General features: G+C 46.8%; 12 protein-coding genes. 11 read left to right on the top strand and 1 reads right to left on the bottom strand.

Features of this window, described 5'->3' with window-relative positions:
* Positions 1 to 22 precede the first annotated feature (22 nt).
* The 4 genes from EC604_RS20285 to EC604_RS20270 all read left to right on the top strand — a co-directional run bounded on the left by EC604_RS20285 (position 23) and on the right by EC604_RS20270 (position 4159).
* Entirely contained in the window at positions 23 to 781 is a 759-nt protein-coding gene (locus EC604_RS20285) for a DeoR/GlpR family DNA-binding transcription regulator (RefSeq protein ID WP_123065888.1), read from the top strand.
* An 80-nt stretch (positions 782 to 861) separates the two neighbouring features.
* Complete coding sequence (gene kduD, locus EC604_RS20280) at positions 862 to 1614, top strand: 2-dehydro-3-deoxy-D-gluconate 5-dehydrogenase KduD (RefSeq protein ID WP_123065887.1); 753 nt, start codon at positions 862 to 864, stop codon at positions 1612 to 1614.
* Between the two features lie 40 nt (positions 1615 to 1654).
* A complete protein-coding gene (locus tag EC604_RS20275; protein ID WP_123065886.1) occupies positions 1655 to 2500 on the top strand; it encodes a sugar phosphate isomerase/epimerase family protein in 846 nt (281 codons plus the stop codon).
* A 351-nt stretch (positions 2501 to 2851) separates the two neighbouring features.
* Positions 2852 to 4159 carry a homocysteine synthase gene (locus EC604_RS20270; RefSeq protein WP_123065885.1) on the top strand — a complete coding sequence of 436 codons (1308 nt, stop codon included), beginning with the start codon at positions 2852 to 2854 and terminating at the stop codon, positions 4157 to 4159.
* A gap of 164 nt (positions 4160 to 4323) precedes the next feature.
* Here the strand turns inward: EC604_RS20270 and EC604_RS20265 are convergent, their stop codons facing one another.
* Positions 4324 to 5391, bottom strand: coding sequence for a LacI family DNA-binding transcriptional regulator (locus tag EC604_RS20265; RefSeq protein ID WP_123065884.1), 1068 nt, complete (start codon positions 5389 to 5391; stop codon positions 4324 to 4326).
* 455 nt (positions 5392 to 5846) lie between these two features.
* Here EC604_RS20265 and EC604_RS20260 point away from each other — a divergent pair, with 455 nt between their 5' ends.
* The 7 genes from EC604_RS20260 (at position 5847) to EC604_RS20230 (ending at position 15431) form a co-directional block, all read left to right on the top strand.
* On the top strand, positions 5847 to 6782 hold the full coding sequence (locus tag EC604_RS20260; RefSeq protein WP_240037059.1) for an ABC transporter permease: 936 nt from the start codon (positions 5847 to 5849) through the stop codon (positions 6780 to 6782).
* Between the two features lie 15 nt (positions 6783 to 6797).
* Positions 6798 to 7679 carry a carbohydrate ABC transporter permease gene (locus tag EC604_RS20255; protein ID WP_123065883.1) on the top strand — a complete coding sequence of 294 codons (882 nt, stop codon included), beginning with the start codon at positions 6798 to 6800 and terminating at the stop codon, positions 7677 to 7679.
* Between the two features lie 56 nt (positions 7680 to 7735).
* Entirely contained in the window at positions 7736 to 9343 is a 1608-nt protein-coding gene (locus tag EC604_RS20250) for an ABC transporter substrate-binding protein (RefSeq protein WP_123065882.1), read from the top strand.
* Between the two features lie 93 nt (positions 9344 to 9436).
* Positions 9437 to 10918 (top strand): glycoside hydrolase family 32 protein, encoded by a 1482-nt coding sequence (locus EC604_RS20245; protein ID WP_123065881.1) that lies wholly within the window; start codon positions 9437 to 9439, stop codon positions 10916 to 10918.
* Positions 10919 to 10937: 19 nt separating this feature from the next.
* Positions 10938 to 11870: an ROK family protein gene (locus tag EC604_RS20240; protein WP_123065880.1), complete on the top strand. Its 933-nt coding sequence runs from the start codon at positions 10938 to 10940 to the stop codon at positions 11868 to 11870.
* A gap of 416 nt (positions 11871 to 12286) precedes the next feature.
* Positions 12287 to 14437: a heavy metal translocating P-type ATPase gene (locus tag EC604_RS20235; protein WP_123065979.1), complete on the top strand. Its 2151-nt coding sequence runs from the start codon at positions 12287 to 12289 to the stop codon at positions 14435 to 14437.
* Between the two features lie 184 nt (positions 14438 to 14621).
* On the top strand, positions 14622 to 15431 hold the full coding sequence (locus EC604_RS20230; RefSeq protein ID WP_123065879.1) for an alpha/beta fold hydrolase: 810 nt from the start codon (positions 14622 to 14624) through the stop codon (positions 15429 to 15431).
* The last annotated feature ends 169 nt before the right edge of the window (positions 15432 to 15600 follow it).

Below are 15600 nucleotides of genomic sequence, written 5' to 3'. Positions count from 1 at the left end.
AAAGAAATAGGAAGTTGATTAGATGAATCCATTGAAACGACATGAAAAGATAATGGAGGCTCTGCTGGAGCGCCAGGAGGTCACGGTTAGTGACCTGAGCGAATTGTTGCAGGTGACTGGCAAAACGGTGCGAGAGGATCTCGACAAGCTGGAGAGTATGGGATTGCTTGTGCGTGTACACGGCGGAGCCATGCTGGCCCAGAATGATCAATATGGGATTCTGAACAGCCGCGGGGCACTGGAGAAACACCAGTCCGAGAAAACCGAGATTGCCGAACGAGCACTTGCGTACATTAAGCCCGGAGATATTGTAGCACTGGATGGTGGCAGCACCACGTTAGAGATGGCCAAGCGGCTCGATAATCAGCCGCTGACGGTGATCACAAGTGATTTGTACATCATTGCTGAGCTGACGAAAAAGGAACAGGTGCGACTGGTCGTTCCTGGTGGAGCGCGTGTGCGTAATATGCTGGTAGGTGAAGATACGGCGGCATTTATCTCCGGTCTGAACATTCACAAAGCCTTCATTTCAACAACGGCACTTCATCCTGAATTTGGCCTTTCCATCTATACAGGGGATTTGGTTCCACTGAAAAAAGCAATGATCGCTGCCGCACAGCAGGTGTTTGGCGTAGTGGATCATTACAAATTCGGGCAATTTGCACTCCGTACCTTCGCACAGTGCTCTGAACTGGATTATATTATCAGCGACCGGAATCTGGATGAAGAGACTGCGGCTTTATACAGGCAGAGCGGTGTCGATGTGGATTACAAAAGTTAACTTCATGTATTTTTAACGGAATGAAATAACGAACAATACAGTTGTTGTTTGCATATCAAAGACATGTGGAGGAAATGTTCATGAACCCATTTGATTTAAGCGGACAAGTTGCAATGGTGACAGGTACTTCAGGAGGACTCGGGCAAGGAATGGCAGTTGGCCTCGCTGAAGCGGGGGCAGATGTGGTGCTGGTGTCTTACTCCAAACCGGCAGAGACGGCAAGTGCAATTGAAGCACTGGGACGTAAAGCGTATATCATCGAAGCTGATCTGAGCAAGGAAGAGGAATTGTCAGCTGTGTTTGAAAAAGCACTTGCGTTCCAAGGAAGAATTGATATTCTCGTCAACAATGCGGGTATCATTCGCCGCACTCCAGCAGCGGATCACGGACATCAGGACTGGCATGATGTGATTGCTCTGAACCTGAACAGTGTGTTTTTCCTTAGCCAGCTGGCGGGTAGACATATGATTGAACGTGGAAGCGGCAAAATCATTAACATTGCATCGATGCTTTCTTACCAAGGCGGCATTAATGTTCCAGGGTATACGGCTAGTAAACACGGCGTTGCCGGGTTGACGAAAGCTCTGGCTAACGAATGGGCTGGCAAAGGCATTCAGATTAACGGTATCGCTCCAGGTTATATGGAAACGGATAATACAACCCAAATTCGTGCGGACGAGAACCGTTACCGCGATATTACGGCGCGTATTCCAGCAGGTCGCTGGGGAACACCAGAGGATTTGAAAGGTCCGGTGGTGTTCCTGGCTTCTGCCGCATCGGATTATTTGAATGGTCACGTACTTAATGTGGATGGCGGATGGATGGCACGTTAAACCATCATCTGAGATCCGTTTTGCAGAAGGAGGCAATGAGATGAAACTTGGTGTTCTGGCCCATACGTTTGGTAAACGGCCTACAGCTGAGCTGGCGCAAATCATTGCGGACAACGGATTCAACTCCGTGCAACTGGCTCTTGCCAAAGCATTGTCGGACATGGATTCAGCGAACGGCAAATTGAGTCCTGGATTCGCTAATGAGGTAGGAGAACAATTTGCCAGCCGCGGGGTGAAAATTGCCGTTCTAGGCTGTTATATCAACCCGATTGATCCTGATCCTGTGAGCCGTCGCGCAGACATTAACCGGTTCAAGGAACATCTGCGATATGCCCGGGATTTCGGGTGCAGTATGGTGGCAACAGAAACAGGAGAACGAACGACTTATCGGGATACCTATCCAGACACGTACGATGAAAAGTCATGGAGTGTTCTGAAAGATACGCTGGAGGAAATCACGGAGGAAGCGGAAAAGTGGGGCGTACATGCTGCCATTGAACCCGTGGCGACACATACGCTTCATACGCATGAACATATGACTCGTTTGTTTGAAGAGATTCCGTCATCCAATCTGGGCATGTTGTTTGATCCGTGCAATCTGATTAAACAGCATCATACTGAAGATCAAGGAGCTTTTCTGCGCGAAGTCATGGAGAAACTGTATGAGAAGATTATCGTGATTCATGCAAAGGACGTAGCTTTCAACGCACAGGGTGAGAAGTATAATCCTGTTCCTGGATCGGGCATCCTGGATTATCCGTTGTTCTTCGAATTGCTCAAAACGTATAAACCCCACATTGATATTTCGCTGGAGGGTGTGAATGCAGAGGAGGCTGTGCCTGCTGCCAAGCACCTGCGTGAGGTATGGAACGCCGTGAAGGTTTAATAACAAGAGGGTTGAACGACTATTAGAGAATCGGTCAGCGGTCCGTTCCTCTAGCGGATGAAAAATGTTATGCTGAATGATGAAACTACAAAAATGCAATGAGAGCTTAGTAGAAGTTCTAACGACGAATGAACTGAAAAACCTTTGCTACGGCAAAGGTTTTTTTAATACAGCAAGATTGTATTTTACATATTAATATTTCTTATCGGAAAAATCGGAAATAACTCTTTTCAAAACCGACATCTTGTGAGAGAATATGGAAAACATAAGCTGCCATGAGAAGACATCAAGAAGCCAAAAGTTGAGATCAGGATGCACAAGAATGCATATATCAAGGGAGGATTCAGAATTATGTCAAACGAACGTGAGCTTTCATTTGAAACATTAGCTATTCATGCAGGTCAAGAGATTGACCCAACAACTCAATCTAGAGCTGTACCTTTGTACCAGACAACATCTTATGGATTCCGTGATACGGAGCATGCTGCTAATCTGTTTGGTTTGAAAGAGTTTGGCAACATCTATACACGTCTGATGAATCCAACAACGGATGTATTTGAGCAGCGGATTGCGGCTTTGGAAGGTGGAGCAGGGGCATTGGCTACAGCTTCGGGTCAAGCGGCCATTACGTTCTCTTTGCTGAATATTGCCGGTGCTGGAGATGAGATTGTGTCCTCAGCAAGTCTGTATGGAGGGACATATAACCTGTTCTCAACCACGTTGCCGAAATTAGGCCTTGATGTGAAATTTGTAGATTCCAGTGATCCTGAGAACTTCCGCGCGGCGATTACGGAGAAAACAAAAGCGTTGTACGCTGAAACGATTGGTAACCCGAAAGGTAACGTACTTGATATTGAAGCCGTGGCAGCAATTGCCCATGAGCACGGGATTCCTCTGATCGTGGATAACACGTTCCCAAGCCCGTATCTGCTTCGTCCAATTGAGCATGGAGCGGATATCGTTGTTCACTCAGCGACGAAGTTCATTGGTGGACATGGTACATCCATTGGTGGTGTCATTGTAGACAGCGGTAAATTCGACTGGAAAGCAAGTGGTAAATTCCCGGGACTGACTGAACCAGACCCAAGTTATCATGGGGTTGTGTATACAGAAGCGGTTGGACCAATTGCTTATATTATTAAAGCGCGTGTACAGTTGTTGCGTGATCTGGGTGCGTCGATCTCTCCATTTAACTCATGGTTGTTACTGCAAGGACTGGAAACATTACATCTTCGCGTGGAACGTCACAGCAGTAACGCTCTGGCCGTAGCGGAATATTTGGAGAAACATGAGGATGTTCTTTGGGTGAGCTATGCCGGTCTGCCAAGTCACCCATCTTATGAGCTTGCACAGAAGTATCTTCCAAGAGGGCAGGGTGCAATCTTAACATTTGGAATCAAAGGTGGCGTAGAAGCAGGACGTAAATTGATCGAAAATGTAAAACTATTCTCTCACCTCGCCAACGTGGGCGATTCCAAGTCATTGATCATCCACCCTGCAAGCACAACCCATGCCCAGCTGACAGAGGAAGAGCAAACAGCAGCTGGCGTAAATCCGGAATTGATCCGTCTGTCCATTGGTACGGAGAATGTTCAGGATATCATCTACGACCTGGAGCAAGCGATTAAAGCGAGCCAAGGTGCAAGTGTAGGGGCGTAAAAAGGTTTAAGTTTAATGTGTAGTTTAATCATTGAGGTACAATAAAAGTTGCGAAGAAGTGAGCATCCCTCTGTTGGATGCTCACTTCTTTTTTTATTCCACCAGCTCAAAGAACGCGATATTAAAGGTGGATTGAGTTAAACGAGAGTACATTACGTGTGCCTTTATTGGCTTACAAGCGTCAGTTTGTCCGGCAAAATACCAGGTGTAGATTCTCTCATAATAGGTGTAGTCACAATATGTGAGATCTGGTAAGGCTGCTCGGGGTTGTCGATTCGGGACAACAGCATCTCTGCCGCCTTAATTCCCATCTCGTTGCTGTAGATATGAACCGTCGTTAAAGGAGGCTCAATGATTCTTGATTCAGGCGCGTTATCGAATCCACATACCACAATATCCTGCGGAACCGTCACTTCTCTAGATTTAAAGGCCCTGATTAGCTCAACCGCAATGAAGTCATTGGCACATACATACGCCGAAGGAAATGTCTCCAGTGCAGAAACCCGCTCCTTCATCCAACCGGGTTTTGAGAAGAACAGCTTATCATCATCTGTAATGCAGTGGGAGAGATCTACCTGCAGTCCTGATTCCAGCATCGCACGGTGATATCCTATCCATCGTTCATTAAAGCTTTTACAGTGATTGTAATCCCCAGCAAAGCCGATACTCTTGCAGCCGCTATCAATTAGTTTTTTGGTTAATTGGTAGATACTATGTTCATTCTCCATAAGTAACAGATCGGCATGGAAATCCGGATAACAAATATTGGCTGCACAATCGATAAAGATCGTAGGAATCCCGAGCTCTGTAATAAGGCGGGTGTATTCCAGATTAAATAACTCGATGCAAATGATGCCGTCCACTTTTGAAACATCAAAATTGTTTGGTAATGTCAGGCCATCCTGATCAACTTCACGAACGATATGGATTGAAAGATTATACCCCTCTGCACTGATTCTTTTCTCCAGTCCGCTGATTAACAATGATCCAAAGTGAGACGTATTAGGAAGGTTTTCTGTTAACAGGGCGATATTGCCCGGCGTTTTGCTGAGAATCTGTTCACTCTCCACGTAAGCAAATTGTTTATATTTTAACTCAATCGCCTTTCTAATAACCCGATTCCGTGTCTCTTCTGGAATGTTTCCGCTATCATTAAGGGCTTTGGAAGCTGTATTTCTGGAAATGCCCAAAGCATCCGCGATATCCTGTATCGTCACTTTCTCTTTTGCCATGTCATATCTCACCTCAAATGGTCAATTCATCATCTCAAATATGTTCTAAACCAAATGTATAATATATCAGGGCAAATAGCAATTGTATATTTACAAATGAACAATTTTAATTTTCATTTGTAAACTTATTTCTGTCGCATTCTGCGAAAGTATCATTTCTTGTTATTACGATGTAAATCAAAATCAGGCACGGTTATTAGGTATTTAAACACCTCGTACGGTGGGGTTTTTGAGCTATAAATCTGTCTATTATACAATTAGTTTCGCACTGAAAATTGAGCATATGCACATTAAATTTTCACATTATGTATTGACGAAGTAAGGTTTATCCTGATAAATTGTAAAATATAAAAGTTGCAATTGTAAACAATGTAAGCCCTTACTATGAACGATTGTAAATTACATTCATGAACGGAGGTCATGTGTTGGACAAAACAGTGAACACGAATAAAAGGATGGCGAACGGCCTCAAAGAGAGAAGCTCTCTTTTTCACCCACTGCAGCAAATGAAAAAGAATTATTTTTTGTATGTATTGCTTGCACCAGCGCTCATCCTGACTTTGATCTTTAAGTACATTCCGATGTATGGAGCTATTATCGCGTTCAAGGACTTCAGTCCGATCAAGGGCATCATGGGTAGTGAGTGGGTGGGTTTTAAGCATTTCGAGAAATTTTTGGCTTCACCCAATTTTGATGTCATTTTTATGAATACGCTTAAACTCAGCTTTTTGGGATTGATTTTCAGTTTCCCTGTACCTATTCTGCTGGCTATCATGCTGAACCAGGTGCGAAAAGCTGCTGTGAAGAAGAATATTCAATTGTTTCTATACGCACCTAATTTCATATCCGTTGTCGTTGTTGTGGGCATGTTGTTTATCTTTTTATCCCCGACAGGTCCCATTAATCAATTAACCACGTGGATTACAGGTCAGCCGGTCATGTTTATGTCCGAACCTGAATATTTCCGCTGGATTTACATTTTGTCCGATATTTGGACTGGAGCAGGCTGGGCCTCGATTATATACGTTGCAGCTCTGGCCAATGTCGATCCAGAGCTTCACAATGCGGCCAATCTGGATGGTGCCAATCTTCTTCAGCGTATTCGCCACATTGACCTCCCGACCATTCGTCCGATTATGGCAATCGTATTTATCCTTGCTGCGGGCGGAATTATGTCCATCGGATTCGAAAAGGCGTACCTGATGCAAACATCCATGAACCTGCCATCCTCCGAAATTATTGCTACCTACGTTTATAAAGTGGGATTGCAATCCGGGGATTATGCCTATTCTGCGGCAGTTGGATTGTTTAACTCTTTCATCAATGTCATTCTGCTTCTTACTGTGAATCTGATCGTGAAGAAATTAAACGAAGGTGAAGGACTTTATTAGAATGGAGTGTTAGGCATGACTATTAAACCGACAGGGCTGGATCGATTGATCCTTGCACTGAATGCCATTTTTCTTACGTGTGCTGTACTCGTAGTGGTGGTTCCTCTCATTTATATCGTTATCGCTTCTTTTATGGATCCAACGGTACTGCTTAATCAAGGTTTGTCTTTTAAAGTATCGGACTGGAGTCTGGACGGCTATCAGATGATTTTATCCAATCCGGCCATGATTCGAGGTTTCGCGAATGCGGTGCTATACTCCGTTTCCTTTGCCTTCGTGACCGTTGCGGTCTCAATCTGTGCTGGTTATGCATTGTCTGAGGAAAGACTGGCGGGAAGAGGTTTCTTCATGGTGATATTTATCATCACGATGTTCTTTGGCGGCGGTCTCATTCCCACTTATCTGCTCGTACGCAATCTCGGGATGCTCGATACGATATGGGCGATCATTATTCCTGGAGCGGTTAACGTGTGGAACATCATTCTATCCAGAACGTTTTTCAAAGGTGTCCCAAGGGAACTCAAAGAAGCTGCGAACGTTGATGGTGCTTCGGATATGAAGATTTTCTTCCAGATTGTCATTCCGTTGTCTAAACCCATCATATTTGTCCTCGCCTTGTATGCGTTCGTCGGACAATGGAATTCATATTTCGATGCCATGATTTATCTGGATAATCCCAATCTGCACCCCTTACAGCTTGTTCTGCGTTCCATATTGATCCAGAATCAGGCTGCGCCGGGCATGATCAGTGATCAGCTTGCTATGGCAGAGCTCAAACGGCTTTCCGAGATGATTAAGTACTCTGCGATTGTTATCTCGAGTCTGCCGCTGATTATCATGTATCCGTTTTTTCAAAAGTATTTCGAGAAGGGTGTCATGGTAGGTTCGCTGAAATAGTGAACGGCCTGAGATATCGCTAGTCGGTTTCAATCCTATAAAGTGGAGGTCACGTCATGAAAAAAATGAAAAAGTCCAAAAGAGCCATTACAACGCTTTCCGTTTCGATGTTGTCTGCTATGCTGCTGCTCTCGGCTTGTGGTGGGAGCGGGGGAGGGGCAGCAAGTGAAGCTCAGTCTCCGGATGGGAAAGTGACATTGAATTTTATAACGCAGAGCTCGCCGCTGGCTCCGGCCGATCCCAACGAGAAGCTGATTAACAAAAGGCTTGAGGAAAAGACCAATGTGCATATCAACTGGAAGAACTATACGAGTGATGTGTTTGCCGAAAAAAGAAATCTGGCGGTAGCCAGCGGGGATTTGCCCGATGCCATTTTTGACGCGGGTTACGGGGATTATGATCTCTTGAAGCTGGCCAAAGACGGGGCTATTATTCCGCTTGAAGACTTGATCGATCAATATATGCCCAATCTGCAAAAGGTATTAAAGGAAGCTCCGGAATACAAGAGCATGATCACAGCACCGGATGGACATATTTATTCTTTTCCATGGATCGAGGAGTTGGGAAGCGGCAAGCAACGGATACAAGCGGTGGATAATTTGCCCTGGATCAATGTGGAGTGGTTGAACAAGCTTGGACTGAAGATGCCGACTACCACGGAGGAATTGAAAAAGGTGCTGATCGCATTCAAAACGCAGGATCCGAATGGGAATGGGAAGGCAGACGAAATTCCGTTGTCGTTCATTAACAAGCCGGGCGGTGAAGACCTGACTTTTCTTTTTGCGGCATTTGGACTTGGCGAGAACTGGGACCATACTGTAGTGACGAACGATGGAAAGGTGGTCTTTACCGCAGCGGATGACGGCTACAAGGAAGCCGTGAAATTCATCCATGAGCTTGTGAAGGAAGGCCTTGTTGATGTGGAGGCTTATCAGCAGGATTGGAATACGTATCTAGCCAAGGGCAAGGACCATAAGTATGGCATGTATTTCACTTGGGATAAGGCCAACATTACAGGAATGAATGATGCGTATGGTGTTTTGCCACCGGTTGCCGGTCCCAACGGAGAGAGAAATGTGACAAGAACTAACGGAATCGGACTTGACCGAGGGCGTATGGTCATCACGAGCAGCAATAAAAATCTGGAATCTACAGCAAAGTGGGTGGACCAGCTATACGAACCGCTCCAGTCGATCCAAAATAACTGGGGAACGTACGGAGATGAAACCCAGCAAAATATTTTTGAATTCGATGAAGCCAAAGGCATGCTGAAGCATCTGCCGCTGGAAGGGGCAGCGCCTGTCGAACTGAGACAAAAAACAAGCATTGCCGGACCGCTGGCGATTCTCGACAGTTATTACGGCAAGTATACAACCAAACCGGAAGATGCTGCATGGCGCATGGAGCTTCTTGATCGGGTTATGGTTCCACATATGAAAGCAGATAACGTTTACCCAAGCGTATTTTTCTCCATCGACGAGCTTGACCGACTGTCTACCATTGAAACCGACCTGTTCGCCTATGTACTACGCATGCGCACGGAATGGTATCAAAACGGAAAGATTGAGCAGGAGTGGAGTGCCTATCTGAAAGAGCTGGATCGTCTTGGATTACAGGAATGGCTTCAAATCAAACAAGCAGGATACGACCGCAATACCCAATAAACGAACCGGACACGGAGACTTTGACTTCGAGTGGCAACCTGCTTAGACATCAGAGTCTCTGGCAAACCGGTCTATGTAGAGGAGAGAATCAGCATGTCTACAATTTCAACAACCGATTACCGCAGTACCTATCATTTCTCGCCAAAAGAGAAGTGGATGAATGATCCTAACGGAATGGTTTTCTTCAAAGGTGAGTACCACCTGTTCTATCAATATCACCCGTACGGTAATACATGGGGACCCATGCATTGGGGACACGCTGTGACCAAGGACCTCTTTACCTGGGAAGAGCTGTCTGTGGCTTTGGCGCCCGATGAACATGGCATGATCTTCTCGGGGAGTGCTGTGGTAGATTGGAAAAATACTTCCGGTTTCTTTGATGAGGAGCCAGGACTAGTAGCCATTTTCACTCACCACTTGGAAGTACCGAACGATCAGCCGGTTCAGCGGCAAAGCATTGCGTACAGCAAGGACAATGGCCGCACATGGGACAAATATAAGGGAAATCCGGTACTGCAGCATGAGTCATTCGTAGATTTTCGCGATCCCAAGGTGTTCTGGCATGAGCAGACGAAGGAATGGGTGATGATTATTGCTTGCGGCCAGACCGTGTGCCTGTACCGTTCTCCCAATCTGAAGGAGTGGACTCTCGGGAGTGAATTCGGTGCAGGCATCGGTTCACATGACGGTGTGTGGGAGTGTCCTGATCTGTTTCCGCTAGCAGTGGATGGAAATAATGAGCATATAAAATGGGTTATGCTTGTGAGCATTGGCGCAGATCCTGCGTTTAAGGAAGGTTCGCGAACTCAATACTTTACCGGGGAGTTCGATGGTTCGACCTTTGTCCCGGATGAAGCTTCCCACACCGTGCGCTGGCTTGACCATGGACGGGACAACTACGCGGGGGTCAGTTGGTCCGATATTCCGGCAGAAGACGGCAGGCGGCTGTTTATGGGCTGGATGAGCAATTGGATGTATGCCAACCAAACGCCTACAGAAGGTTACCGCGGCGTCATGACTATAGCCCGTGAACTCAGTTTGGAAACGATAAACGGAAAAATAACGTTGGTTCAGCGCCCTGCCCGTGAGCTTGAACTAGCCCGGAGACCGATATTGTCTTTGCAGAACGTAACAGTCAAAGAGGCTAGAACTCACCTTACTAACCTGCAATTGGAGAGCTATGAAGTCGATGCGAAGTGGATATCCGAGCAATCCGTTCACTTTAAATTGCGAAGCGGCGCAAATCATCAAACCGTCGTTGGAATCGATGCGAGTCGGCAAGAAGTGTACGTTGATCGCGAGCGATCAGGCATCGTCGATTTTCATGAGCATTTCGGGGGACGTCATGCAGCAAGCATTCAGTCAGAGAATGGAGATCATCATCTGCGTATTTATGTAGATTCTTCATCGGTTGAGGTATTTGCCAATGGGGGGCAGGCCGTTATTACCGATCTGATCTATCCGGATGCGGAAGCGAAACGAATCACGGTAGATGCCGGTGACGACAACGTAGTCTTTTCCTCACTTAATATCTACAAGTTGACTCCAGTAAAAGTGGTAATTAATGAAAAATAGAGAGAAGGAGGGCGGGGTGATGCGTATAGGTGCGATTGAAGCAGGCGGAACAAAATTTGTATGTGGAATAGGTAATGAACAAGGACATCTGGAGGACTGGTGTAGTTTTCCGACGGAACATCCCGAGACTACACTCGCCAAGGTTAGGGATTATTTTCGGGGGAAAGGCGTGGCTGCGATCGGCATTGGCTCCTTTGGTCCGCTCGACCTGCAACCGGATAGCCCTTCTTACGGTTGTATTACGACAACCCCAAAGCCGGGATGGAGCAACTGCAATGTGGTTGGCATCTTGAAGCGTGAATTCGGGCTTCCTATCGGGTGGGATACGGATGTGAATGCCGCTGCACTGGGTGAAGTCACATGGGGAGCTGCGCAGGGCCTGGACAACTGTGTGTATTACACAATTGGCACCGGGGTTGGCGTCGGACTCATCGCCGGAGGGAAAAGGGTACATGGGTTATTGCATCCCGAGGGTGGACATATTCGGACTAGGCGTCATCCTCATGATCACTTTGTTGGCCTATGCAACTATCATGGAGATTGTCTGGAAGGGCTGGCCGCAGGACCGGCCATCGAAGCACGCTGGGAGAGGCCCGGCAGTGAGCTGCCGACCGACCACCTGGCGTGGGAGATCGAATCCTTCTACATTGCAGAGTCCATCACAACATCGATCCTGCTGCATTCGCCGCAGAAGGTCATCCTGGGCGGTGGAGTCATGCAGCAAACGCATCTGTTTCCCATGATTCGGGAACGGGTTGTCCAGAATATCAATGGTTATGTGAAGGCATCCGAACTGCTACAAAATATCGATCGATATATTGTTCAACCAGGCTTGGGACAGCAAGCAGGTTTATATGGTGCACTCGTCTTGGGTATGGAGGCGCTGGAACTCGCAACAACGGAATCATCATATTCAGATTCTGAAAAGGACGGATACCTATCCACTTCGTAGTTGGAATAGTGCACCGTTCCGATAAACACCCATTTACAAATGAACGGCACAGGCATATAATTAAGCAAAAGTTGTATTGAGTAAAAATAATTGCATAAGTACAAAAATGATTATCATTCTCACTGGATCTTTGATCCTATGAGAAGACAAAATCATCTCTAAACCATGCTGCTGCGGGATTCCCGCAGCAGCATGTGCCATTTTTAGGGCAATAACAATGGCTCTCATTCTCAATACAATTTGGGTGAAGGCAGCCAAAAAGAAGAAGACAGGAGAACAGCCTAGGCGTTGGAACTAACGAAGTAAAAGCACTTGTAGAAGCGAAAGCAAAGCACTCGTAGAAGTAAAAGCACGAATTGGAGAAAGCTGAAGTGACGTCATTACACTCAAATTCATACGAAGGGAATGTGATTTATATGCAAGCGATACATCAGCCTTTACAAGGAAAACAGCAAGCCAAACAGAAGTCCGCCCAAACTCCTGGCCCCAACCGGGGCAAGAAACCGAACTTCCGCGCGATGCTGCAGAACAAGGAGATGCAGGCGGCGCTGGGCAGCGGCATTATGATGCTCATTGCATGGGGAATGGCTCCTTATTTTTCCACCTTGTCTGTAATACTCTACATCGCCGCTTATGCCATTGGTGGCTGGACAAAGGCCAAGGAAGGCGTCGAAACCTTGGTTAAGGATCGCGATCTGGATGTCAACCTGCTGATGATTGCCGCATCACTCGGGGCAGCAACGATTGGCTACTGGAATGAAGGCGCGATGCTGATCTTTATTTTTGCTCTCAGTGGTGCATTGGAAAGTTACGCGACGGAGCGCAGTCACAAAGACATTTCTTCTTTGATGGCACTGAAACCGGAGACAGCACTGCGGCTCGAGGATGGGCAGATGAATGTGGTGGCTATTGAGGAATTGAAGTCGGGTGATCTGCTGCTGGTAAAACCGGGGGAGCTGATTCCTGCGGATGGTGTAGTCTATCGGGGAAGTTCTTTTATTAACCAATCGTCGATTACCGGTGAATCCATGCCAGTGGATAAAAGTGAAGGCGACGAAGTTTACGCAGGCACCGTGAACGGTGAAGGGGCATTATATATCGAGGTCACGAAGTCGGCTGCAGGATCTTTGTTCGGGAAAATCATCAAATTGGTGGAGGAAGCGCAAGCCGAGGTGCCGGATTCACAGCGTTTTATGGAACGTTTTGAAGGCATCTATGCACGCATTGTAGTAGGGGTTACACTCCTTGTTATTGTAGGAACCCCGCTGCTCTTGGGGTGGACGTGGAATGAGGCTTTCTACAAAGCGATGGTTTTTCTTGTGGTGGCTTCCCCTTGTGCGCTCGTGTCGTCCATCATGCCTGTCATGCTGTCTGCAATGTCCAGCAGTGCCCGACGCGGTATTTTGTTCAAGGGAGGGGCACATATGGAGAATATCGCTCAAACCAAGGTGGTTGCTTTTGACAAAACAGGTACACTCACTATGGGAACGCCGCAAGTAACGGATATTCTGACCACTTCTAACGTAAGCAGAGAACAATTATTATCTGCGGTGGCGTCCATAGAGAATCTCTCGATGCATCCTCTTGCCCAGGCTATTGTGGAGCGGGCCAACAAGGAGAACTTGCCTCTACAAGAAGCAGAGCAGGTTCAATCCATTACGGGACATGGTATTGAGGGAACCGTAAACGGCGTCGTATGGAAGATTGGCCGACTGGATGGAGCAACGTGGCTTCAATCGATACAAGGTACACAAAAGATGCAAGAGATGCAGGAGAAGCAACATAATCAAGAGAAAAATAGAATGCAAGAGGTACAGGAATCAGAGATGATGCAAACGACGGAAAAGAGAGAAGCTACGGAAACACTGGCTGTAATGCCAGAATCCAAGAGAGAGACTGCCTTGGAGACCACAGTCGATGAAGTAACCGTAAACAGTGCCGCGGACTGGGAAGCGGTATGTACCCAACTGGAGCAGGAAGGGAAAACGATATCTGTTGTAACGCTCAATGGTGAGTTTGCGGGGTTGATTGCGATGCGGGATATGATCCGTCCACAGGCGGCTGCTGCCGTGCAAAAGCTGGAGAGTATGGGCGTCAAAGTAGCGATGTTAACCGGCGACCGCGCTCGTTCAGCCTCGGTCATTGCTCGCGAAACCGGGGTTAGCCTGATCTATGCGGACTTGCTGCCTCAAGATAAGGTCAAACAGGTGCAGGCGCTTCGCGAGCAATATGGTCATGTGCTCATGGTTGGTGACGGGGTCAATGATGCGCCAGCACTTGCAGCAGCAACGGTGGGGATGGGCATGGGATTGTCAGGCAGTGGGACAGCAATCGAGGTAGCTGATGCGGTGCTTATGAATGACAATATCGAAGAGATTGCGTGGGTAATCGGGCAGGCTCGGCGAGCAGAACGCACGGTGAGACACAATATGTGGTTTGCCATTACGGTCATTCTGGCGTTAATCGCAGGCAATTTCCTGCAAGATGTTGCTTTGCCGCTTGGTGTCATTGGTCATGAAGGTAGTACGATTCTGGTAATTTTGAATGGACTTCGGCTGTTGCGTTAAGTTGAGCTGAAAGAGCATAACGAGTATCCGTGTAAAAGCATGAACATGTGAATCACATTGAGGTTTAATTGATACAGTCTGGCAGCTCCGTTTGAACACCTGTGGTCAGAGGGTAAATAGTCGAAGAGACAATATAACGTTTCTTATTAACGATCATTACTAATGATAAGGGGAGCTGTGAACAATGGACCGTTACGTACAAGTTGAACCAAATGTAAAAGTATATGTTGAAGATATTGGTGAAGGGACTCCGGTACTGTTTTTGCACGGCTGGCCTGTCAATTATAAAATGTTTGAATACCAATTGAATGCGTTGCCGAACCACGGAATTCGCACCATTGCAATGGATTTCAGAGGTTACGGTTTATCCGATAAGCCATCTATTGGATATGACTATGACCGCATGGCAGACGATGTTCGTGCTGTTATTGACGATCTGGGACTGACAGATGCCGTACTCGCTGGTTTCTCCATGGGTGGTGCTATCGCGGCACATTACATGGCGCGTCATGAGGGGCACGGGGTATCGAAGCTGGCTTTGCTATCGGCAGCGGCTCCTGTATTTACACAGCGTGACGGGTATCCGTACGGCTTGACGCCAGATGAGCTGAATGAGCAGATTATTGAGCCGATTTTTACAGATCGGGCGAAGCTGCTGGATACGTTCGGCGGGATGTTTTTTGCAAAAGAACACAGCCAGCCATTCATGCAGTGGTTCCATGCACTCGGCATGGAGGCTTCGTCTTATGGCACGATCAGCAGTGCGATGGCGCTGCGCGATGAGGATTTGCGCGGGGAACTAGAAACAATTCAGGTGCCTACAGCCATTTTCCACGGTAAAAAAGATGAAATCTGCCCGTTCGAATTCGCTGAAGAGATGCAAAAAGCGATTCCTGCGGCCGAATTGGTTGTGTTTGAAGAGAGTGGACACGGTGCATTTTATGATGAATTGGAAAAATACAATGCCGAACTGATTCGATTTATTCAATCTTGATCGTTTGGATAAAAAGAAAATATAAATTGCCTTATAGATGATTTCAGCAATTTCAGCAATTTCATGGAATCTTCATTTGTGGCTAAAAAAAGAACCCAACTTCAGCATGAGCTGTGGTCTGGGTTCTTTTGCTTTACATATTGTATTGCGTAATTTCTTGTTCGCTATC

The organism is Paenibacillus amylolyticus (assembly GCF_003719335.1).
Taxonomy (GTDB): domain Bacteria; phylum Bacillota; class Bacilli; order Paenibacillales; family Paenibacillaceae; genus Paenibacillus; species Paenibacillus amylolyticus_D.
This window is presented reverse-complemented; position numbering and strand designations above follow the sequence as displayed.

Coding starts and splice junctions, on each gene's coding strand:
- EC604_RS20230 (WP_123065879.1), top strand. CDS start 14,622: ATGGACCGTTACGTACAAGTTGAACCAAATGTAAAAGTATATGTTGAA.
- EC604_RS20270 (WP_123065885.1), top strand. CDS start 2,852: ATGTCAAACGAACGTGAGCTTTCATTTGAAACATTAGCTATTCATGCA.
- EC604_RS20245 (WP_123065881.1), top strand. CDS start 9,437: ATGTCTACAATTTCAACAACCGATTACCGCAGTACCTATCATTTCTCG.
- kduD (WP_123065887.1), top strand. CDS start 862: ATGAACCCATTTGATTTAAGCGGACAAGTTGCAATGGTGACAGGTACT.
- EC604_RS20235 (WP_123065979.1), top strand. CDS start 12,287: ATGCAAGCGATACATCAGCCTTTACAAGGAAAACAGCAAGCCAAACAG.
- EC604_RS20275 (WP_123065886.1), top strand. CDS start 1,655: ATGAAACTTGGTGTTCTGGCCCATACGTTTGGTAAACGGCCTACAGCT.
- EC604_RS20240 (WP_123065880.1), top strand. CDS start 10,938: ATGCGTATAGGTGCGATTGAAGCAGGCGGAACAAAATTTGTATGTGGA.
- EC604_RS20260 (WP_240037059.1), top strand. CDS start 5,847: ATGGCGAACGGCCTCAAAGAGAGAAGCTCTCTTTTTCACCCACTGCAG.
- EC604_RS20255 (WP_123065883.1), top strand. CDS start 6,798: ATGACTATTAAACCGACAGGGCTGGATCGATTGATCCTTGCACTGAAT.
- EC604_RS20250 (WP_123065882.1), top strand. CDS start 7,736: ATGAAAAAAATGAAAAAGTCCAAAAGAGCCATTACAACGCTTTCCGTT.
- EC604_RS20265 (WP_123065884.1), bottom strand. CDS start 5,391: ATGGCAAAAGAGAAAGTGACGATACAGGATATCGCGGATGCTTTGGGC.
- EC604_RS20285 (WP_123065888.1), top strand. CDS start 23: ATGAATCCATTGAAACGACATGAAAAGATAATGGAGGCTCTGCTGGAG.